Genomic DNA, 18,546 nt, shown 5'->3' with positions numbered 1-18,546 from the left:
GCGTCGTCCCTGGAACCGATCGGAGCCTGCCGCGTCCAAGGAGTGATGGGCGGTCGGGCCCGGCGTTGCCGGACGGTCGGGGGAGACGCGCGGGTGGGGGAAACGTGGACATCCGGGAAAGCATGATGTGGTGTTCGGCCGCCCTGACGGCGGGCGGGACGACGGCTTTCGTCCTGTTCGCGGAAGTGGCCGACGTGCGGTGTCCGTTCGAGAGCGTGCCCACTCGGGAGTGGACTCTTGTGCTCGCCGCGCTGATGTGCGGCCTGCTGGGTCTCGTGCTCTTCTTCGTCGGTTGGATCTGGCCGAGCCGCGCCGGACGCGCGGGCCGGCGAAGGTTCGCGTGGTGGCTCGCCCTTCTCGTGGGTCTTCCCACCTACCTCCTGATCCCCGCCGAACTGTCCGTGATCGACGATCTGGACAGCAAGCACACCATCGGCGGCAGATCGGAATGCTTCGGCCAAGCGTCCGGCGCGACACCATCCGCGCCGAACGCCGGCGACCTGTCGGAGCACGGGCCGACCGGGCCACCCATTGCGGCGCCTCGGCGCGAACCGACCGTTCCCTGAGGCCCGCCTGCCGCGGGCGGTTGTTCGGCAGGCCGCGAGCGCCCGTGCGCGCCGCGGTATGTCGGTCGGCTCAGCGCGCCGCGGGCGTGTAGGTGAGGTGGACGACGCCGTTGTCGATGGCTTCGGTCGCGGCGAGGGCGAGTGTGGTCTTGGGCGCGCCTTCGGGGAAGAGGCGCGGGCCGGTGCCGACGGCGAGGGGGTAGACGAACAGGTGGAGTTCGTCGACGAGGCCGTCGGCGAGGAGGGCGCGTACGAGGGTGCCACTGCCGCTGATGTAGATGTCTCCGTCGATGCCGTCCTTGAAGCGGCGGATGGCGTCGGCGTCGTATCCGCCGAGGACGGTGGAGTTGTTCCAGTCGGCGTGTTCGAGGGTGGAGGAGACGACGTACTTGGGGGTGTCGTTGAAGAACGGGGCGCCCGGGTCGTCCTCCACGGTGCGGACGGACCAGGCGGGGGCGAACTCCTGGTAGGTGGTGCGTCCGAGGAGGATCGCCGTGCAGGAGGTCATGAAGCCGCCGATGGCCGCGCCCATCGCGTCGGTGAACTCGTAGTCCATGGTCCACATCGGCGCGTCGATCACGCCGTCGAGGGTGGTGAACTCGTGCACCTTGATCTTGCCCATGGTGTGCTCCTTCGGTGGTGGTTGTTCCGGCTTCGGGTGTCCCGCGCGGCCGGGTTCCTTGTGTCTCGTGGTGGTAGACGATCGCCGACGATCGATCTCATCGGTCCGACCGCGACTGTTACCCGCGTCACACCGAGACGCGTGGCCGGACTCGTGGTGCGTCCGGGGTGTCCTGTGTCCTCGTTCGAGTGATGTGGGCCGTCCGGCCCGGAACGCACCTCCCGGCCCCCCGTAGGGTCCGATTTCGGATCGCCATCCGCCGATCGCGCCGAACGCCTCCGGAGGTACGCATGTCGGGCCCGACCATCGACATGCGCGTTGCCGGCCCGGGGAGCCGAGCCGAGCCCGACGAACGCCGGTGAACCGGGCGGGCGGGCACAGCCCGATGGACTTCTCCGGCGAGGGCGCACGCGTGCTGTCGATCGGCGTCGGGCGGTACACCGACGGATCGGCACTGCCGGACATCCCCGCCGCGAAGGCGACCCGGCGAGTGCGGCGGGCCGCGGTCCCGGCTCTGGCCGTGCTCGCGGTCGCCGCGTCGCTGTCGGGCCACCAGGCGCGCTCGGGGCGCCGTCACTGTCGATGGCCTGCGGCCCCGGCGTGTTCGTTCCCGGCCGGCCCTTCCTGGCCGTCGCCTGCTCGGCCGGCGTCGCGCTCTGGGACGTCCGAAACCCACGGCGCCCGGGAGCGGTGAGCGACGTCGACGTCTCCCGCGCGATGCCGGACCGCGTCGCCTTCGACGCCACCGGCGGCCTCCTGGCCACCGGACCCGAGGCGGACTCGGGCTCGGACTCGATCGCCCTGTGGGACTACAGCGTGCCGAAGTCACCACGGCTGCTCCACAACACCATCCCGCTCGCCCGCGATCCGTGGGGGAGCCCGGCCGTCACCAGCGGTGGGCCCTGAGCGCCGACGGCCGGCACCTCGGCGCGCCCGCCCCCGAAGGGGGCAACACTGTTGTACGGCGAAGCGCTCCACCGGACCGCGCTCGCCGCGCCCGCCCACGGCACTCCTGGCCGCCACCCACCCGACCGGCGTCAGCGTCTGGGACCTCGCCGCCCCGGCCGTCCTGCGCGGGCTCTGCGAAGCCCCCGGCGACCGTCTCACCACCGAACAGTGGAAGCGCTACCTACCCGGCGTCCACCCCGCCGACCCCTGCCCCCGCTGACCGATCGGTCGACCCGGTTGTAGGCAGGTACGCGCGAGGACGGAACGCTACGACGAGCCCGTGCCGCCGCCGGCCACTACCAGCCGCCTCCAGTGGTAGACAGTGTCTACGTCGCCTGGTAGACACTGTCTATGGAATCCGAGAGCTCGCTTCGGGAACGGCTGATCGACGTCGGCGTGGACCTCGTGTCGACCGAGGGAACCGCCTCGCTGGGGCTGCGCGAGATCGCCCGCCGGGCGGGGGTGTCGCACGGCGCCCCGCGCCGGTACTTCCCCACGCACCACGCCCTGCTCGCCGCGATCGCCCGCCGCGGTTTCGCGGACCTCAAGGGCCGGTTCGAGGTCGCGACCGGCAGCACGACGTCGCCGCGCGGCCGGCTGCAGGCGCTCGGGGAGGCGTACGTCGGGTACGCGCTGGAGCACCGCGGCATGTTCGAGCTGATGTTCCGGCACGACCTGCTCGACAGCGAGAAGTACGCATCGGACCAGCCGCGGCTGCGGGAGTCGACCCTCCCGCTGTTCGAATTCATCGTGGGGCTCGTCGCGCTGTGCCGAACGGAGCGGGAGACCGCGCACGGGCCCGGCGCGTCGGGCGACGCGGGGTCGGCGGCGGTCACGGCCGCCGCCCTCTGGTCGAACCTGCATGGCATCGCCCAGCTTTGGGCGTGGGGCAGCCTGCAACTCGCCCTCGACACTCCACGGCACACTCCACGGCCGGGTGGTGTGCCCGCCGGCGATCAACGCGATCAACGCGATCAACGCGACCAACTCGACCGGCTTGTCGCGGCGGCCTTGGACGCTCATCTCGGCCCGGTGACCTCGTGAGCGAAACCGTGCGGCGGCACCTCGCACTCCTGGTCAGCGCGGCCGGCGCGATGATCGTCGCGCTGGACGGCACAGTCCTGCTCGTAGCCCAGCCCAGCCTGCAACGCGACCTCGACGCGAGCGTGGCGCAGGTCCAGTGGACCAGTACCGGCTACCTGGTCGCGGTGGCCGCGCTTCTCGTCTTCGCCGGGCGCCTCGGCGACCGGTACGGACACGCGCGGTTGCTGTTCATCGGCGTCCTCGGCTTCGGGGCCGCCTCGGCCGGCATCGCGCTCGCGCCCTCGGTCGGCTGGGTGGTCGGCCTGCGCGTCGCCCAGGGGGTGTTCGGTGCGCTCATGCAGCCGGCGACGCTCGCGTTGCTGACGCTGACGTACCCGCCGGACCGGCTCGGTATGCCGGTCGCCATCCGGACCAGCGCGATCGGGGTGGCCGCGGGGGCCGGCCCGGTACTCGGGGGTGTCCTCATCGCGCACCTGGGCTGGCGTACCGTGTTCTGGATCAACGTCCCGGTCGCGCTCGCGATCGCCGCGCTGACCCTCGCCGTTCGGGCGCCGGCGCCCGAACGTACCCGTTCTCAGCGGCTGGACCTCGCCGGCGCGGCCCTGCTCGCGACCGCGCTCGCGGTCCTGGTACACACCCTGGTCGGCGTACCGGCACGCGGGTGGATCGCCGCGCCGACGCTGCTCGGGTTCGTCGCCGTCGCGGGTGTCGTGGCGGTGCTCGTCGTCCACGAAGGCCGTACCGCGCACCCGATCGTGCCGCCCGCCGTGGCGCGGTCCGTACCGGTGACGGCATCGATGGCCATCCTGCTGGTCACCACCGCCGGACTGTTCGGCACGCTGTTCGTGACCACGTTCTTCCTCCAGGACGTACTTCGGCTCGACCCGCTCGCCTGCGGTCTGCGGGTACTCCCGCTGACCGCGCTCATGGTCCTCGGCGCACCCCTCGCCGGCGCCGCGCTGCGCAGGTCCGGCCCGCGTCGCACCGCGATCGCCGGTACCGTCCTCGTCGTCCTCGGCATCGCGGGTCTGTCCCGGCTCGATGCGACCAGCACGTGGATGGTCACCGGCGTGGCCTTCGCCGTGCTCGGTACGGGGTTCGCCACCGTGATGGTCACCGCCACCGGCACCGTCGTCGGCGACGCGCCACCCGGGTACGCCGGGGTCGTCGGCGGGCTCAAGCAGACCGCCATGAACGTCGGCCCCACCCTGGGCATCGCTGTCGCCGCCGGCATGATGCTGCTGAGCTCGTCTCCCGTCGGGCCTTCGGCCGCGGGTGCGACCCCGACACCGCCTACCCCGGCGATGGGCTCCACCCTGCTGGTCCTGGCCGGACTCGCCGCCCTCGGCCTGCTACCGGCATCGCTGCTGCCCCGCGACCGGGCCGGCCGATCAGCCGCATAGCAATACGCGCAAGGGCAGCCCCGGTCTTTACCCGAACAGGGCCGCCATACGGCGGACTTGCCGGCGATCAGCCAGGGGAGCAGTCGGCGACGCGCTCGCACGCCACGCGCGCGCGTGGCGGCCGGTCGGCTCAGGCTGTCGTCGGTCGTCTGTGGCGCCCGGGCCCCGGGTGCCCGTTCTCACACGCCGATCGCTCCGTCGATTCGTTCGCGGAGGAGGTCCGCGTGGCCGTTGTGGCGGGCGTACTCCTCGACCATGTGGATGAGCACCCAGCGCAGGGACACCGTTCCGCGCCATGCGTCGTCGCCCTCGACGTCGAGGTCGGGGGCTTCGGTTGTGAAGTGCTCGGCGAACGCGACCTCCGTGCGCCATGCCTCCCAAGCCTCCTCGACGGTGGCGGCGTCGGGAACCGCGCCCTCGAAGTCCCCGTCGGGGTCGGTCTCGGAGGAGAAGAGGGCGGGGGCGTCCTGCCTGGCCAGGACCCGCCGGAACCAGCGGCGCTCCACGTCGGCGAGGTGGCGCACGAGGCCGAGCAGCGACAGGGTGGACGGCGCCACGGATCGCAGGGCCAATTCCGGGCCCAGGCCGGAGCACTTCAGCTGCAACGTCGCGCGCTGGGCGGCCAGGACGTCGATCAGGATGTGCCGCTCGTCGCCCGTCGCGGGGCCGCCGAATCGGCGGTCGCTGTCGACGCCGGCGAACAGGTCGCCTCTTCTGCTTGGACCGGTCGTTTCCGTCATCGTCAACCATCGCGATCTGCCCGGAGTGGGCATGGAAGCATTCTCGGGCCGTCCGTGCCCGCTTCGGGACGTGGATCGCACCCATGATCTTTGGAGCCGCCGCTACCGGTGACGGGAGGGGTTCGCCGGCCCGGTATCAGCTCACGCGTTCGGCCGGGAACGCCGCCCAGCTTTCGGTGGGTTGTCGCGAGGCGGCGGGCACCGGGCGGGGGTCAGGGTTTGACGGCGTGCAGGAGCCGCATGCCTCGCGGGCCGGTGGTGTCGTCCCGGATGTCCAGCCCGGCCTCGTGGCACTGCGCGCTCAGCCACTCCGGGGCGATGCGCAGCTTGGGGTAGCTGCCGGCCTGTAGGTTCCACGCGTCCTCGGCCCGGGTGTGCAGGAGGTCGTGGACCATGACGGTGTCGTCGTCGACGTACTCCAAGAAGCACGTGAGCACGCGGTCCCGGTCGCTGCGGACGGGGATGAACCGGTCGGTCCCGTGCAGGGGTCGGGAAAGATCGCGGTAGGTGACCACGAGCCGGCCGCCGGGTGTGAGGGCACGGGCGGTGTCGGCGAGCAGTGCCGTGACATCGGCCTTGGTCGGCAGGTGGGGGAGGGTGTCGCCCATGCACACCACCACGTCCACGGTCCCCGGTCGGGCGACCTGCGGGAGCACGGCGCGGATGTCGGCATGGACGGGGTCGATGCCGGCGATGTCCCGTGTGTGCCATGCGAGTTCGGCCAGCAGGGCCTCGCTGCTGTCGACGGCGGTCACCGACCCGAAGCCGATCCGGGCAAGGGCCAACGACTGCTGGCCGGGGCCGCACCCCAGATCCACCGCCACGCCGCCGGCCCGCCCGGGCGCCACGCCGAGGTCGCGGAGCAATGCGGCCTGTTGGGCGGCGAGGGCGTCGATGTCACCGCCGAGCATCCAGGTGTACTGCGCCGCGAGAAGTCGGTCGTAGTGAACGGCTGCGTCGGTCAACGGATTTCGATCCTTCGTCTGGGGAGAATGAGCCATGTGTCGGGCCTGCCGGAGTCGTCCGACGGTCAGAAACCTCGGACCCAGGTGGCGAGTTCGGCCAGGTAGACGCTTTCGCGGGCCGCGTCCAACTCGGCACCGAGTGCGGCCCGGTAGGTGGCTGTGGCCTGCGTGTAGCGAAGCTGACCGGCCGCACTGACGGTGGCCCGGACCACTCGGCCGTCCTCTCCACCGACGGAGGTCCGTTCGGCCATGCCCTGCGTTTCCAAGCGCCCCACGAGCCGGGTGACCGAGCTGACCTTCAGGCCGATGCGTTCCGCCAACTCGCCCATGCGCAGGCTTCCTCCGCTGTCCTCCCGGCTCAGTGCGCACAACGCCCGATACTCCGACAACTGCAAGCCGTGGGACTGCTGCAGGGCCTGGTCCAACCGCTGTTCGATCCGACCCAGCAGACGCACCGCCATGCACCAGCGGTCGTCCTCGTCGTCACCGGCGGGCTCCGCCACTGTTTCGCCGGTGGGCATGAAGTCCTCCATACCCGCACTCTACACACTGCTTGTACAAGCAAGTAAAGCCTTTTCGTGACTCCCCGGACCCCGGACCGGAGCCGAGCCAGGGCCGGCGCCGGCGAACCCACGGCAGCGAAAGGACTCTTCCTCCCCGACTTCGAAGGCGCACGCCTCGTCGAATCCGCTGGACCAAGCCGCAGGTGCGTTTCCCGACCACCGGGGAGCCGGAACAAATCGTTCGGTGGCGAGCGGCGGTTCGCGTAGGGTGCCTCCGTTGTCGGGACGGACGGGCGGGTCGTGGACGTGGCACCCAGGAAAGTGACGCAGAGTCAGTTGGCGGGGGCGGCAACGGCCGCACTGGGTGGCGGGCGACGGCTGGAAGGGATCGAGCGGCTCGCGGGCGGCACCAGAAAGGGCGTGTACCGCCTGACGATGGACGACGCGACGACGGCGATCGCCTATCTATGGGAGGACTCCGAGAGCTACTGGCCGGCGGCCGAGGGGGACGACGACCTCACCGATCCGTTCTCGCCCGGTGTCGGGCTCTACCTGTTCGAGGCCGCGCACGCGCGACTGGACACCCTCGGCCTCCGGGTCCCGGCTCTCCACCTGATCGACCGCGACCGCACCTACTACCCGGCCGACCTCGCAATCGTCGAGGACTTCCCCGGCGAGAACCTGATGGCCCTGCTCGACCGCGACCCGCGCGCCGCGGAACCTACGATGGCACGCCTCGCCGAGGCCCTGGAGGCCATGCGGGGCCACCGCGCTCCGGCCCACGGCAAGGTGGCCCTGGTCGACGAAGGAGGCAGGTCGCGAGGGACGTCGTGCGAGGCGGACGTCCTCGACTTCGCGCTGAGATGCCTCGCCGAGGCGGCCTCGCGCGATCAGCGGATCGCGGGCGCCCGCGACCGGCTGGAGGAGCGACTGCGCGTACTCGCCGCAGCGGTGCAACCGCGCGCCGAGTACTCGGTCATCCACGGCGAACTGGGGCTGGAGCACGTGCTGGTGGACGGGGACGGCAATCCCGTTCTGATCGACACCGAGGACCTGATGTACTTCGACGTCGAGTGGGAGCACGTCTTCCTGCGGATCCGCCTCCACGACGACTACCGGCGGCTGGCGGTGGACGGACTGGACGAGGACCGGCTCGCGCTCTACATGCTCGCCCAACGGCTGTCCCTGACCGCAGGCCCGCTGCGACTGCTCGACGGGGACTTCCCCAACCGGGAGTTCATGCAGGAGATCGCCGAACACAACCTCAACGAGGCCCTGGCACTGGTCTCGGCCGAATAGCACGCGGCTCGCCCTACCGCAAGACATGCTGACTCCGGCCTCCTCCGGCGTCGTGATGTCGCGGTCGGTGCAGGCGCGCCCGAACTTGGACGCACCACCGAGCTGATGCGGCAATTCGTTGTCCGCAAGTGGGGCGGGCCCTGTGGCCCTTACGGGCGAAGCCCGGTGGTAGGCCGCTGCGCCGCCGTCGCCACGTCCGTCAGCCGAGCGGGCGCGGCCGGGGCGTCCCGTGAGTCCTGCGCAGCCACTCGTCGAGCGTGACGAAGTCCGCGTCGGTGAGGCCCCGCTCGGGGTCGACACCATGGAGCAGGGCGTGCCCTCGGTGGTGCCCGGAGACCCAGGCCCGATCGATATCGGTGACCTCGTCGTCAACCCAGACGAACGAGCGCCCGGCGGCCCAGCCGACCAGGGTGCGGGTCTTCCAGTGCAGTCCGTCCCGCTCGTCCCGGTCGTCCTGGTCGGTCTGCTCCGGCCAGATCACCACGCTCAACTCCGGCAGACCCAGCCGGGGAGCGACGGACGCGTTCGCGTCGGTCATCCACGCCGTGGCCCAGACCAGATCGCACGGCAGCGCCGACAGCCGGCGCCCGTGCTCGGGATTGATCCTGGCCAACAAGGGATTCGCGTCGGCGCCCAGCGGATCGGTATCCGCCCCGAAAGTCGGATACCGCTGCGCCGCGCCGAAAGGGATGAGTGGTCCGTCGACATCGAGGAAGAGCAGCGGACGCTCCGCGGAACCGGTCACGGCGGCACGATAGCGCGACCTGCCCTTGCCCTCGAGAACCAGCGGCACCTGATCAGTGGCTCTGGAGTACGCCGGGATTCGCCGGCCGTGATGTTCACGAGTTCTGGTTCCGGCCCAGGCTTTGTGGTTCGTGACGCGGTGTCACGTCTGTAGGTTGTGGGGGGCCCTGTCCGGCAACGGTCGTGCGCAGGATCTCGGTCCACCAGTCGAGCATGCCATCCCGCGCGGCCGCGTCCAGTCCGACGCTCCTGCGGAATTCATCGCCGAACAACGGCTCCGTCGCAACCGCTTGGTGCAATCCGGCCACCGTCAGCTGGATCGCCTCGCGTGGCGGCGGCGTTCGTCCGGTGGCCGCGCAGTGTTGCCGCGCCTGGGCGTGCAGCCGGTCCACCACCTCATCGAGCAGCCCGCTGCCGGTATCCCGCCAGCCGGACCGATGCAACGCGAGCGCCAGTTCGGCGTAACCGTCGGCGTACAGCGCGGACAGCGCGCGCACCAACTCGGCGGGGTCGATCGGGCCGTCGGTCCACGCGCCCAGCACGGCGTGCAGTTCGGCCTTCAGTTTGGTCCCTCCGAATCGCAGCAGCGAATCCAGTAGTTGTTCACGCGTGCCGAAGTGGTGGTTGACCGCGGCATCGGACACCCCGACCTCGGCGGCGACGGCGCGCACCTGTACGGCGGCCGGACCACCTGCGGCGAGCAGCTTGCTCGCCGCCTCGAGGATCATCCGCCTGGCGTCATCAGGGTTTCGTCGTACTCGGGTAGCCACTCGCCAATCTTACCTTGACCACTCAAGGTAATTCCCCCTACCTTGAGTGGCCAAGGTAAGGAAGGAGGCACCGTGCACGGACAATCCACGATTCCGGCGATGACCGAGCTGGCGGCGACCCTGGGCGTCACGATCCACGATCCGGCGCCGCCCAGCGAGATCCGCTTCTCCCGTGCGGGCTGCCGGTTGCACGGATTCGACTGGGGCGGAGCAGGATCTCCGGTACTCCTGCTGCACGGCGGCGGGTTGACCGCGCGCACGTGGGATTTCGTCTGCCTCGGCCTGCGCGGCGCTGCCCGGCTGGTCGCGCTGGATCTGCGTGGTCACGGCGACAGCGACTGGTCCGACGACTACCGCATCGACGTCATGGCGGCCGATGTCGTCGCCGCGGCCGACCACCTCGGCTTCGGCCGGGTCCGGCTGGTCGGTATGTCGCTCGGCGGCGTGATCGCGGCCCACGTCGCCGATTCGAGGCCCGACCGGGTGGAGCGGCTGGCGCTCATCGATGTCGCGCCCGGCGTGGACTTCGAAAGCACCCGGCGGGTACGGGCATTCATGACCGGGCTCGGTCCCGTGCGGGAACTCGAGACGGTGATCGAGGCCGCGATGCGGGTCAATCCGCGCGCCAACCGCGCGGGTGTCGCCTACCGCATGAGCACACTGTTTCGCCGTGCCCCCGATGGCGATTGGGTGCCGAAGGGCGATCTGCGTCCACCCGACTTCCCCGCCATTCTCGCGGCCATCGACCGGCTGGTCGCACAGCTGACCGGGGTGCCGGTTCTGCTGGTGCGCGGCGGGCGCAGCAGGGTGCTCCCCCAAGCCACCGCCGAACGCCTGGTCGGGCGCATTCCGGACGGGGAACTCGTGGTCGTACCGGACGCGGGGCACAACGTCCAGGAGGACAATCCGGCCGCGCTGATCACCGCATTGCGTGCCTTCCTGACACGCTGACCGTGACGAAATGCCCGGCGCTGCCGCCGAAATGGACCGCGCCGCTGCTTGTTCCTCGTATCTTCGTGAACTCGTTCATCGCGGTTGCGGCACAACGTGGGCGAAGTCGCCGAACGCTGTGTCTCCCAGCACCGTCGCCCGGAAACGCGAACCGGCCCAGGCGGTTTTGCGTCGACCACCCAGCCCACGCACCGTCCCGGCTTGAGCCTCCGGACTCAGCGTTTCATCTGCGGGAAGAGGTCGTGGAGGAAGTTCGTGGGTGGCGTCGAGGGCCTGGGCGCCGGTGGCGGTGTCGAGGTTGATCGGTGGGGTCGGGGTGTCGAGTTCGGTGCCGAGGGCGAGGACGGCGGCGAACAGGGCCTTGGCGTGGCTGCCCAGGGGCGCGTCGAGCGGGACGAGGGTTTCGTGCGGTGGGGGGACGGGCCGTGCGATCGGGTCGGGGGTGTTGATGTAGTCGCTGACGAAGCCGTCCATCGTCGGGGCGGTGCCGGGCGGGGGTGCGTTGTAGGGCGGTGCGTTCTCGTGGGCTGCGCCACGTGGCCCTTCGAGGGCCCCGCGGGCCGGGATCCGCTCCGCCGCACAGGTGACTTCGACGGGTTGTGCGCCGGGGAATGGATCAGGCATGGGTTTGACTGGAGGCGTAACGAAGTCGCCCGAGCGCAGGAGAAATCCGCATGAGGCCCACCGACGCGACCGTCCGCTCCCTGGTCGCAGCCATCAACGGCAACAAGCGCCAGGACTTCCTGGCCCTGCTCACTCCGGACGCGACCATGTCCGACGACGGAACCGACCGCGACCTGCACCAGTGGATCGACCGCGAGATCTTCGACGTCAACGGGCGCATGGAGGTGCTCTCCGAGTCCGCCGGCGGCCGTGAACTGATCGCCCGGTTCCGCAACGACACCTGGGGCGAGATGCGTACCTCGTGGCGCTTCGACATCCAGGGCGACAAGATCCAGCGCCTCGAGACCGGCCAGGCCTGACCGGGTTGCGGACGGGTGCGGCGGGCGCGGCGCGTCCGGCAGGTCCGGCGGGTGCGGTGCGCCGTACGCGGGTTATTCGAGGCTCGATCGGGTCAACGGTTGTCGGCGTCCGGCGTCCGGCGTCCGGCGTCCGGCGTCCCGGGTCTCGGCAACCGGGCGAACTCCAAGACGTGCTACGGGAGTTCGCCGCCATACGGTTCCACGATCCGGGCGGGGCCCGACTCCTGATCGTCGACGACGCGGACCTCGTCCGCCTCGTGGATCCCCGGCCGCCACTGGCGTCGGATCCGGCCGGCGGCGGCGAGTTCGTCCAAGACGCGCCCACGGGAGCCCGCGCGTTGCCGCTGCGCGGCCGGCGGCGCGGGCCGCATGCGATTCACGATCCTGCGGGCGGGGATCCGGCGAGGCCGTGGTGCAACAGGGCGGTGAGGGTGTCGATGATCTCGTCGTCGGTGGCCTGCGGCCTGTGTTCGCCCGCAGTGAGGACCGCGTATCCGAACATCGAGATCATGGCTCCCATGGCGGCGGCCACGAGTTGGGGATCGCCGGGAAGGTCGCGGCCCTGTTCGCGCATGTACTCCAGGTGATCGCGCAAGGGGCTGGTCTCGGTGGTGAGGCTTTTCCAGGCACGCCCCGAACCGGGTGGATCGGACATGGTCGACTGGAACAGCGCCGCGATCACCGGTAGGTGGTCACGGAACACGTGCCAGGAGACGGCCAGGTGCTCGCGCAGTTGGCCGGGGTCGGCGAGGTCGTGGTTACGGGCATGCTCGGAGCCGATGGCGGCGTCGGCCTGTGCCTCCATGTCGCGCAACAAGGACCGGAGCAGGTCGTCCTTGTCGGTGAAGTGATCGTAGAACGAGCCGGTGGCCCGGCCGGCCGCCCGGGTGATGTCGACGATCTTCGTGTTCGGGAACCCGCGCTCGACGAACAGACGCCGCGCCGCGTCCTTGAGCGCGGCCTCGGTGCCGGCCGCCTTCTCCTTGCGCACTCCCACCGATGTGCTCCTTCGCCTCGAACCGCTTGACCGCGCTTTCGCCGCTCAGCATACTGAACCCCACTTCACCGAATAAAGATTCAGTGAATCCTGATTCAGGAGCGTGTATGGACGTCATCGTCATAGGCGGCGGAGTGGCCGGGGCCGCGAGCGCCATCGCACTGCGCCGGATCGGTGCCCAGGTCACCGTCTACGAGGCGCACGCCGACCCGGCCGGACAGGTGGGCTCGTTCCTGAGCCTGGCTTCCAATGGCCTGCGGGGCCTGGACGCGCTGGGCTGTCTGGAAGCGGTCCGACAGGCCGGCTTCGCCGTCCCCGATCAGCGGATGTGGGCCGGCTCCGGCAAGCTCCTGGGCGAGGTGCCGCGCGGACGGCGGTCGAATGACCCCACGCTCAGCACGACGCTGATGCGCGGACACCTCGTGGAGGCACTGCGCGAGCACGCCCAGCGGGCCGGCGCGCGGATCGTCACCGGTCGGCGCCTGGTCGGTGCGACGCCGGTCGGGCACGGCGTCCGGGCGGAGTTCGCCGATGGTTCCAGTGAGCACGCCGACCTGCTCGTGGGCGCCGACGGACTCTGGTCGACCACCCGGTCGATCCTCGACCCGGACACCCCCCGCCCCGTCTACGCCGGGCTGTACAGCGTCTCCGGCATCGCCGAAGGCGTCCCCGCCGCGCCCGGCACGTTCAACATGGTCTTCGCCCGCAACGGCGCCTTCCTCCACGTCCCGGCGCCCGACGGCACCGTGTGGTGGTCGGCGCAGGTGGCCGACCGCCGGCAGCCGGATCTCACGGGCGTCGACAACGACCAGTGGCTGCACCGCCTCGCCGACCTGTACCGCTTCGAGCGACAGCCGCACGCGATCATCCAGGCCACCACGCGATTGCACCGCCCCACCCTCATGCACACCCTGGCCACGGTCCCCACCTGGCACAACGACCACATCGTCCTCGTCGGGGACGCCGCCCACCCCGTCGGCGCGGGCCAAGGCGCCTCCATGGCCATCGAAGACGCCGTAACCCTCGCCCAGACGCTCGCGAAAGCCCCGACCACCGGCGCCGCCCTCGCCGACTACGACCGCCTCCGCCGCGCCCGAGTCGGCAAGATGGCCAAGACGGCCGCCGGCAACCGCGACGCCAAAACCACGGGCCCGATCAAGCGCCGCCTCAACGACCTGATCATGCCGATCGTGTTCCGCCACTTCTTCGACAGGGCCACCGCCTGGCTGTACACCCACGACCTGGGCACCTTGCCCACCCCGACCCAGGACACCCGGCTCCCCAGGCCATGAGCACACCTCGGCCCGGGCCTGCCGGCGGACCCGGTCGCGAGTTCACGTCTCCGGGGCCGCACGTCCGGGCTGTCGATCCGCCGCCGCCGATAGCCTGCGTCATCATGATGCGTGCTTGGATCTTGCCGATGTTGCTTGTGGTCTGCGGCTCACTCGTGACGGCCACACTGGTCGTCAGGGGGCTCCCCGGCGTCGCCGTCGCAGTGCTGCTGATGTTCGTCCTGCTCGCAGGGCTGAACTCGCCGCTGGCGTTCCCACGGTCGATCGGTGCGGTGGAGGCGCAACGCCGCAGCGCGGTCGACGGCCGACCGGTCGTGTACTGGCGGGCGGGCTGCAAGTACTGCCTGCGCCTGCGGATCCGGTTGGGCCGCAGTGCCCGCCGGCTGCATTGGGTCGACATCTGGCGCGACCCGGCCGGGGCGATGGCGGTGAGGGCAGCCAACGATGGTGACGAGACCGTGCCGACCGTCCTGGTGGCGGGCCGACCGCACGTCAACCCCGATCCCGAATGGGTGCGCGGACAACTCCGCCCATCCACCTGATTGGGCCGAAGGGGTCGTCAATCGGTGCGGAGACGATGGTGTGGCCGTCGGCGACGAGAGCATCGTGGATGGCCTGGACGTCTGTGGCGTGGAGCCAGATCGCGGCACCGATGCCGGGCTGAGCTATGGATGCGAGATCGGTGCCGGGAACGACGTCGCGGAGTGCGAACGCGATCGGCTTCGTCTCGAAGACGACGGCGTGCGGAGGTCCGGCCTGCGAGTGCCGGCCTCCGGTCGGCACCGGCTTCGCGACGGCGGTACCGGCCAAGCAGATGATGGCGCCGGTGCCGAGTCCGCGCCTGTGGAGTGATCTGCCTCACATGCTGTCACAACGATCGATCGCGCGGTGTCTTGAGGCCGAACCCCTGGGAACGAAGGAGTCACCATGACCGAGAACATCGAGGTGGTCGTGATCGGCGGCGGATACGCCGGCGTCATGGCGGCCAATCGCCTGACGCAGCGCGACGACGTGACGGTGACGCTGATCAACTCGCGCCGGACCTTCGTCGAGCGGATCCGCCTGCACCAGATGGTGGGCGGGTCCCACGACGCGGTCGTCGACTACCGAGAGGTCCTGGGCGAGGGCGTCCGGCTGGTGGTCGGCACGGTGACCCGGATTGACGCGGCCGGGCGCAGCGTGACGTTGGCGTCGGGCGGCGAGGTCGGCTACGACTACCTGATCTACGCGGTGGGCAGTGGCAGCGCCGACCCGCGCGTGCCCGGAGCGGCCGAGTTCGCCTACCCGATTGCCGGCCTGGAGGAGGCGCGGCGGCTGCGGCCGGTCCTCGACGCCGCGCCCGCAACGGCCGCGGTGACGGTGGTCGGAGCCGGTCCGAGCGGCATCGAGACCGCCGCCGAACTGGCGGAGGCGGGCCGCGCCGTGACCCTCCTCTGCGGCGGGGTGCTCGGCCCGTACCTGCACCCTCGGGGTCGGCGCTCGGTCGCCAGGCGGCTGGCCAAGCTCGGTGTGACCGTGCTCGACGGCCCCGACACGAAGGTGACGGCGGTGACCCGCGACGCCGTACAGCTCAGCGGCGGCCGCAAGTTGCCGAGCAAGGTGACCATCTGGACCGCCGGATTCGGCGTGCCGGACCTGGCCGCCCGTAGCGGGCTGAGCACCGACGCCGAGGGCCGCCTGCTCACGGACGAGACGTTGACGAGCGTGGACGACGTGCGCATCGTCGCCGCCGGCGACTCGGCGGCACCGTCGGACCTGCCGCTGCGGATGAGCTGCCAGGCCGCGGTACCTCTGGGCGCGCGGGCCGCCGACACGGTGCTCAGCCGGATCACGGGTGAGCAGCCCTCGACCCTGAACCAGGTGTTCGCGGGCCAGTGCATCAGCCTGGGCCGACGCGCGGGCATCTTCCAGTTCGCCCACAGGTACGACGCCGCGCTGTGGTTCCACATCGACGGTCGCCCTGGCGCGAGGCTCAAGGAGTTCGTGTGCAGGGGCGTCGTCAAGCATCTGGCCGGCGAGGCACGCAAGCCCGGTTCGTACAGCTTGCACCGCGTCTCAGGAGGCGCAAACCGTCGGCAGTTGCTGCAGGCCAAGCGCGACGAGGCGCCGGCCACCGCTGAACGGGCAGCCTAGGCGGCGGCGCCGTTGCACGTGCACGCCTATGATCAGCGGCCTTTGAGCAACGAATCGTCGAATCGTCGTCAACTTGGCGTGTCACGGCCGTGCGCCGGGTGGTGTCCCACTCTCGACCGCACCGAACAGGTGGGTCGGATCCAACGGTCGGCAACGAAAAGGACCTTGCTGTGGATACACGCTTGAAGGCCGTCGGCAACCAGGGCCGGCCGCGTAGGAGAGGGGCCGAGATATGAGCGAGCACGCCACCGACCCGGCGACCGAGACTTTCGTCGCCCACCGCAACCTGCTCTTCACCGTCGCCTACGAGATGCTCGGATCGGCGGCCGACGCCGAAGACGTCCTCCAGGAAACCTGGCTGCGGTGGGTCAAGGTCGACCTGGCGCAGGTGCGCGACCAACGCGCCTACCTGGTCCGGATCACGACCCGGCAGGCACTCAACCGGCTGCGCACCATGAGTCGCCGCAGGGAGGCGTATGTCGGCCAGTGGCTGCCCGAGCCGCTGCTCACCGCGCCGGACGTCGCCGAAGACGTCGAGCTCGCCGAGAGCGTGTCGATGGCGATGATGCTCGTCCTCGAAACGCTGTCGCCGACCGAGCGCGCCGTCTTCGTGCTGCGCGAGGCATTCGACGTCGACTACGACGAGATCGCTGCCGCCGTCGACAAGAGTCCCGCGGCCGTCCGCCAGATCGCCCACCGCGCCCGCCAACACGTCGATGCCCGCCGCCCCCGCCAGGCCGTCTCCCCGAGCATGACCCGGGCGGCTCTGGAATCGTTCCAGCGCGCGCTCGAAACCAGGGATCTGCAAGGCCTCCTCGACGTGCTCGCCCCGGACGTCGTGCTGATGAGCGACGGCGGCGGCCACAAGCGAGCCGCGCTGCGGCCGGTCGTCGGCGCCGGCAAGGTGGCCCGCTTCTACCTCGGCGGCTCCGCCAAGATCGAAGCCACACTCACCACTGACCCCACCGTGGTCAACGGCAACCCGGCCCTCCTCGTCCACCTGGACGGCGAGCTCGACGGCGTCATGGCGATCACTGTCGAGGACGCCCGTATCACCGGCCTCTACTACGTCCGCAACCCGGAGAAGTTGTCCCGCGTCGAATCCGAGACCCCGCTCACCCTGCGCTGAATACCGGTGGCGGGTTGGCCACTTGGGGGTCGGATGCAGCGCTGAACCCCCGTACCTGTCAGAACACGCAAAGCTCGCCTTGCTACATGGCTTTGCGCTCCCGGCCATGACCGGGAGCGCAAAGCCATGTTCGTCTGCTCGGCGCGGACGTGACGATGCGTCCGGTGCGGTGGCCCTTGCCGGTCCGCCTGCGTGGCGCGTTGACCCGGCCCCGGCGAAGATCCAACACTCGATCGTTGGTGACCCCGGCATCCGCACCGGGCGACCGACTCGCGACCGGGAGACGCCGTGGCAGGATAGGTTGTCGCCGCTCGGGTCTCGAAGGGGTAGTCGGTGGTGGTCATCGGGCTTGCCTCTTCCGGGTGTCGGCGATGGCACGGGTGACGCCCTTGCGCCACACTGTCCCGCGAGCCCGGCTTCACCGCGTTCCGACGCGCCAAGACCATCCGCACCCGTCGCCGCCTCCGACCGACGAACGCCACGACCGAGCGCACCCTCACCGACCTGCGAGAACACGTCATGACTTCACCATCACCCACGCTGGCCGTCGTGAGCGGCGGTCCCGGTACGGGCAAGACGACTCTGGCGCACGCACTCGCCCACGAACTCGGGTGCCCCGCGATCATTCGCGACGAGATCAAACAGGGCCTGGTCATGGCCACCCCCGGATATCGAAGCGGCGGCGACGATCCCCTCAACCTTCCGACGCGGGACGCCTTCTTCGGCGTGCTGCGGACGCTTCTGCGCGCCGGCGTGACGGTCGTCGCCGAGGCCGCCTTCCAGGACCACGTGTGGCGGCCGAACCTCGAGCCACTCGCCGACCTCGCGCAGATCCGCGTCGTCCGCTGCACGACTCCCGCGGCCGTCGCCCACGACCGGATCGTCCAGCGCGTGCGGCAGAACGTCCACAGGACCGCGCACGCCGATCACGACCTGCTCGAAGCCATCGCCGCGGGAGAACACTCACTCGAGTCCTTCGTGCCGATCTCCCTGCACGTGCCCACCCTGACGGTGGACACCCGGGACGGCTACCTCCCGAGCATTCACGACATCGCTTCCTTCATCACCGGGGCGCCCGCACCCGACGGGTCACCCGACGGCACAGGCTGACGACCCGACGGCCTTGAGTTCCGTCGCGGCGAGGGCGACGGCGATGTGCATACACGCCGACTGCTTGGCCACCACGCGATCCGAGCGTCGGGAACACGGCCTCGGGGAGCAATGGAACAGTGGTTGGCGTCAAGCATTGACCGACCATGGACGCCGTTGACGGCGGGCGTTCCCGCCGGTTACCCGTGCTTGTCCGGTTCGGCGTCGGCGAAGGCGCGGTATCCGCCGAGATCTCGGGCTGGGCGAGGACGTCGCCGCGGTGTACGACTCGGACCGGACCCGGGGCCATCATCGGATGCTGATCCGCCGGCGTGGCGAGGTCGTGTCGGACATTCAGCAAGACCGCC

Annotated in this window: 21 protein-coding genes and 1 pseudogene; 12 read left to right on the top strand and 10 right to left on the bottom strand. The window is 70.5% G+C overall.

The genetic code is table 11. The features are described 5' to 3' along the window. Positions 1–104: 104 nt before the first annotated feature. On the top strand, positions 105–566 hold the full coding sequence (locus tag OG928_RS35685) for a hypothetical protein (RefSeq protein ID WP_331766139.1): 462 nt from the start codon (positions 105–107) through the stop codon (positions 564–566). A gap of 70 nt (positions 567–636) precedes the next feature. Here the strand turns inward: OG928_RS35685 and OG928_RS35680 are convergent, their stop codons facing one another. Further along, a complete protein-coding gene (locus tag OG928_RS35680; RefSeq protein ID WP_331766138.1) occupies positions 637–1,188 on the bottom strand; it encodes a dihydrofolate reductase family protein in 552 nt (183 codons plus the stop codon). A 690-nt stretch (positions 1,189–1,878) separates the two neighbouring features. Between OG928_RS35680 and OG928_RS35675 the strand changes: the two genes are divergently transcribed. The 3 genes from OG928_RS35675 (at position 1,879) to OG928_RS35665 (ending at position 4,583) form a co-directional block, all read left to right on the top strand. Then, a complete protein-coding gene (locus OG928_RS35675) occupies positions 1,879–2,094 on the top strand; it encodes a hypothetical protein (RefSeq protein ID WP_406291531.1) in 216 nt (71 codons plus the stop codon). Positions 2,095–2,487: 393 nt separating this feature from the next. Next, a complete protein-coding gene (locus OG928_RS35670; RefSeq protein WP_331766136.1) occupies positions 2,488–3,180 on the top strand; it encodes a TetR/AcrR family transcriptional regulator in 693 nt (230 codons plus the stop codon). Between the two features lie 50 nt (positions 3,181–3,230). Further along, on the top strand, positions 3,231–4,583 hold the full coding sequence (locus OG928_RS35665) for an MFS transporter (RefSeq protein ID WP_331768231.1): 1,353 nt from the start codon (positions 3,231–3,233) through the stop codon (positions 4,581–4,583). A gap of 179 nt (positions 4,584–4,762) precedes the next feature. Here OG928_RS35665 and OG928_RS35660 read toward each other — a convergent pair whose 3' ends face one another. From OG928_RS35660 to OG928_RS35650, 3 genes are all read right to left on the bottom strand, one after another. Next, positions 4,763–5,323 carry a DinB family protein gene (locus tag OG928_RS35660; protein WP_331766135.1) on the bottom strand — a complete coding sequence of 187 codons (561 nt, stop codon included), beginning with the start codon at positions 5,321–5,323 and terminating at the stop codon, positions 4,763–4,765. Positions 5,324–5,535: 212 nt separating this feature from the next. Continuing rightward, positions 5,536–6,288 carry a class I SAM-dependent methyltransferase gene (locus OG928_RS35655; RefSeq protein ID WP_331766134.1) on the bottom strand — a complete coding sequence of 251 codons (753 nt, stop codon included), beginning with the start codon at positions 6,286–6,288 and terminating at the stop codon, positions 5,536–5,538. A 65-nt stretch (positions 6,289–6,353) separates the two neighbouring features. After that, positions 6,354–6,821, bottom strand: coding sequence for a MarR family winged helix-turn-helix transcriptional regulator (locus OG928_RS35650; RefSeq protein ID WP_406291530.1), 468 nt, complete (start codon positions 6,819–6,821; stop codon positions 6,354–6,356). Positions 6,822–7,112: 291 nt separating this feature from the next. Here OG928_RS35650 and OG928_RS35645 point away from each other — a divergent pair, with 291 nt between their 5' ends. Continuing rightward, a complete protein-coding gene (locus OG928_RS35645) occupies positions 7,113–8,090 on the top strand; it encodes a phosphotransferase family protein (protein ID WP_406291529.1) in 978 nt (325 codons plus the stop codon). A gap of 199 nt (positions 8,091–8,289) precedes the next feature. Here OG928_RS35645 and OG928_RS35640 read toward each other — a convergent pair whose 3' ends face one another. Together OG928_RS35640 and OG928_RS35635 are read right to left on the bottom strand one after the other, a co-directional pair. Beyond that, on the bottom strand, positions 8,290–8,835 hold the full coding sequence (locus OG928_RS35640; RefSeq protein ID WP_331766131.1) for an HAD domain-containing protein: 546 nt from the start codon (positions 8,833–8,835) through the stop codon (positions 8,290–8,292). 94 nt (positions 8,836–8,929) lie between these two features. Further along, positions 8,930–9,562, bottom strand: a complete 633-nt coding sequence (locus OG928_RS35635; RefSeq protein WP_331766130.1) for a TetR/AcrR family transcriptional regulator — start codon at positions 9,560–9,562, stop codon at positions 8,930–8,932. A gap of 114 nt (positions 9,563–9,676) precedes the next feature. Between OG928_RS35635 and OG928_RS35630 the strand changes: the two genes are divergently transcribed. After that, positions 9,677–10,555, top strand: a complete 879-nt coding sequence (locus OG928_RS35630) for an alpha/beta fold hydrolase (protein WP_406291528.1) — start codon at positions 9,677–9,679, stop codon at positions 10,553–10,555. A gap of 75 nt (positions 10,556–10,630) precedes the next feature. Here OG928_RS35630 and OG928_RS35625 read toward each other — a convergent pair whose 3' ends face one another. Further along, positions 10,631–11,179, bottom strand: a complete 549-nt coding sequence (locus tag OG928_RS35625) for a hypothetical protein (protein ID WP_331766128.1) — start codon at positions 11,177–11,179, stop codon at positions 10,631–10,633. Between the two features lie 50 nt (positions 11,180–11,229). Here OG928_RS35625 and OG928_RS35620 point away from each other — a divergent pair, with 50 nt between their 5' ends. Next, complete coding sequence (locus OG928_RS35620; RefSeq protein ID WP_331766127.1) at positions 11,230–11,538, top strand: nuclear transport factor 2 family protein; 309 nt, start codon at positions 11,230–11,232, stop codon at positions 11,536–11,538. Between the two features lie 173 nt (positions 11,539–11,711). On the opposite strand, the gene OG928_RS35615 is transcribed toward OG928_RS35620, so the two are convergent. Together OG928_RS35615 and OG928_RS35610 are read right to left on the bottom strand one after the other, a co-directional pair. After that, positions 11,712–11,909, bottom strand: coding sequence for a hypothetical protein (locus OG928_RS35615; protein WP_331766126.1), 198 nt, complete (start codon positions 11,907–11,909; stop codon positions 11,712–11,714). Positions 11,910–11,914: 5 nt separating this feature from the next. Then, positions 11,915–12,535, bottom strand: coding sequence for a TetR/AcrR family transcriptional regulator (locus OG928_RS35610; protein ID WP_331766125.1), 621 nt, complete (start codon positions 12,533–12,535; stop codon positions 11,915–11,917). A 107-nt stretch (positions 12,536–12,642) separates the two neighbouring features. On the opposite strand from OG928_RS35610, the gene OG928_RS35605 reads away from it, so the two are divergent. Beyond that, complete coding sequence (locus OG928_RS35605) at positions 12,643–13,827, top strand: FAD-dependent oxidoreductase (RefSeq protein ID WP_331766124.1); 1,185 nt, start codon at positions 12,643–12,645, stop codon at positions 13,825–13,827. A gap of 104 nt (positions 13,828–13,931) precedes the next feature. Continuing rightward, positions 13,932–14,369: a glutaredoxin domain-containing protein gene (locus OG928_RS35600; protein WP_331766123.1), complete on the top strand. Its 438-nt coding sequence runs from the start codon at positions 13,932–13,934 to the stop codon at positions 14,367–14,369. On the opposite strand, the pseudogene OG928_RS35595 reads toward OG928_RS35600, so the two are convergent. Continuing rightward, positions 14,320–14,589: pseudogene (locus tag OG928_RS35595) on the bottom strand (hypothetical protein); the annotation flags it as partial. The gene OG928_RS35600 and the pseudogene OG928_RS35595 sit on opposite strands and share 50 nt — an antisense overlap. A gap of 165 nt (positions 14,590–14,754) precedes the next feature. Between OG928_RS35595 and OG928_RS35590 the strand changes: the two are divergent. From OG928_RS35590 to OG928_RS35580, 3 genes are all read left to right on the top strand, one after another. Continuing rightward, positions 14,755–15,960: an FAD-dependent oxidoreductase gene (locus OG928_RS35590; RefSeq protein WP_331766122.1), complete on the top strand. Its 1,206-nt coding sequence runs from the start codon at positions 14,755–14,757 to the stop codon at positions 15,958–15,960. 232 nt (positions 15,961–16,192) lie between these two features. Next, positions 16,193–17,089, top strand: coding sequence for an RNA polymerase sigma-70 factor (locus tag OG928_RS35585; protein WP_331766121.1), 897 nt, complete (start codon positions 16,193–16,195; stop codon positions 17,087–17,089). Positions 17,090–17,608: 519 nt separating this feature from the next. Beyond that, positions 17,609–18,199 (top strand): AAA family ATPase, encoded by a 591-nt coding sequence (locus tag OG928_RS35580; protein ID WP_331766120.1) that lies wholly within the window; start codon positions 17,609–17,611, stop codon positions 18,197–18,199. The last annotated feature ends 347 nt before the right edge of the window (positions 18,200–18,546 follow it).

Source organism: Embleya sp. NBC_00896, from assembly GCF_045207785.1.
Classification (GTDB): domain Bacteria; phylum Actinomycetota; class Actinomycetes; order Streptomycetales; family Streptomycetaceae; genus Embleya.
Note: the sequence above shows the minus strand (reverse complement) of the source record. Positions and strands in the feature narration are given on the sequence as shown.

Bases quoted from the DNA above. Each gene is read 5' to 3' on its own strand.
- OG928_RS35680 (WP_331766138.1), bottom strand. From the start codon at position 1,188: ATGGGCAAGATCAAGGTGCACGAGTTCACCACCCTCGACGGCGTGATC.
- OG928_RS35670 (WP_331766136.1), top strand. From the start codon at position 2,488: ATGGAATCCGAGAGCTCGCTTCGGGAACGGCTGATCGACGTCGGCGTG.
- OG928_RS35665 (WP_331768231.1), top strand. From the start codon at position 3,231: ATGATCGTCGCGCTGGACGGCACAGTCCTGCTCGTAGCCCAGCCCAGC.
- OG928_RS35660 (WP_331766135.1), bottom strand. From the start codon at position 5,323: ATGACGGAAACGACCGGTCCAAGCAGAAGAGGCGACCTGTTCGCCGGC.
- OG928_RS35650 (WP_406291530.1), bottom strand. From the start codon at position 6,821: ATGGAGGACTTCATGCCCACCGGCGAAACAGTGGCGGAGCCCGCCGGT.
- OG928_RS35635 (WP_331766130.1), bottom strand. From the start codon at position 9,562: ATGATCCTCGAGGCGGCGAGCAAGCTGCTCGCCGCAGGTGGTCCGGCC.
- OG928_RS35625 (WP_331766128.1), bottom strand. From the start codon at position 11,179: ATGCCTGATCCATTCCCCGGCGCACAACCCGTCGAAGTCACCTGTGCG.
- OG928_RS35620 (WP_331766127.1), top strand. From the start codon at position 11,230: ATGAGGCCCACCGACGCGACCGTCCGCTCCCTGGTCGCAGCCATCAAC.
- OG928_RS35615 (WP_331766126.1), bottom strand. From the start codon at position 11,909: ATGCGGCCCGCGCCGCCGGCCGCGCAGCGGCAACGCGCGGGCTCCCGT.
- OG928_RS35605 (WP_331766124.1), top strand. From the start codon at position 12,643: ATGGACGTCATCGTCATAGGCGGCGGAGTGGCCGGGGCCGCGAGCGCC.
- OG928_RS35600 (WP_331766123.1), top strand. From the start codon at position 13,932: ATGATGCGTGCTTGGATCTTGCCGATGTTGCTTGTGGTCTGCGGCTCA.
- OG928_RS35590 (WP_331766122.1), top strand. From the start codon at position 14,755: ATGACCGAGAACATCGAGGTGGTCGTGATCGGCGGCGGATACGCCGGC.
- OG928_RS35585 (WP_331766121.1), top strand. From the start codon at position 16,193: ATGAGCGAGCACGCCACCGACCCGGCGACCGAGACTTTCGTCGCCCAC.
- OG928_RS35580 (WP_331766120.1), top strand. From the start codon at position 17,609: ATGACTTCACCATCACCCACGCTGGCCGTCGTGAGCGGCGGTCCCGGT.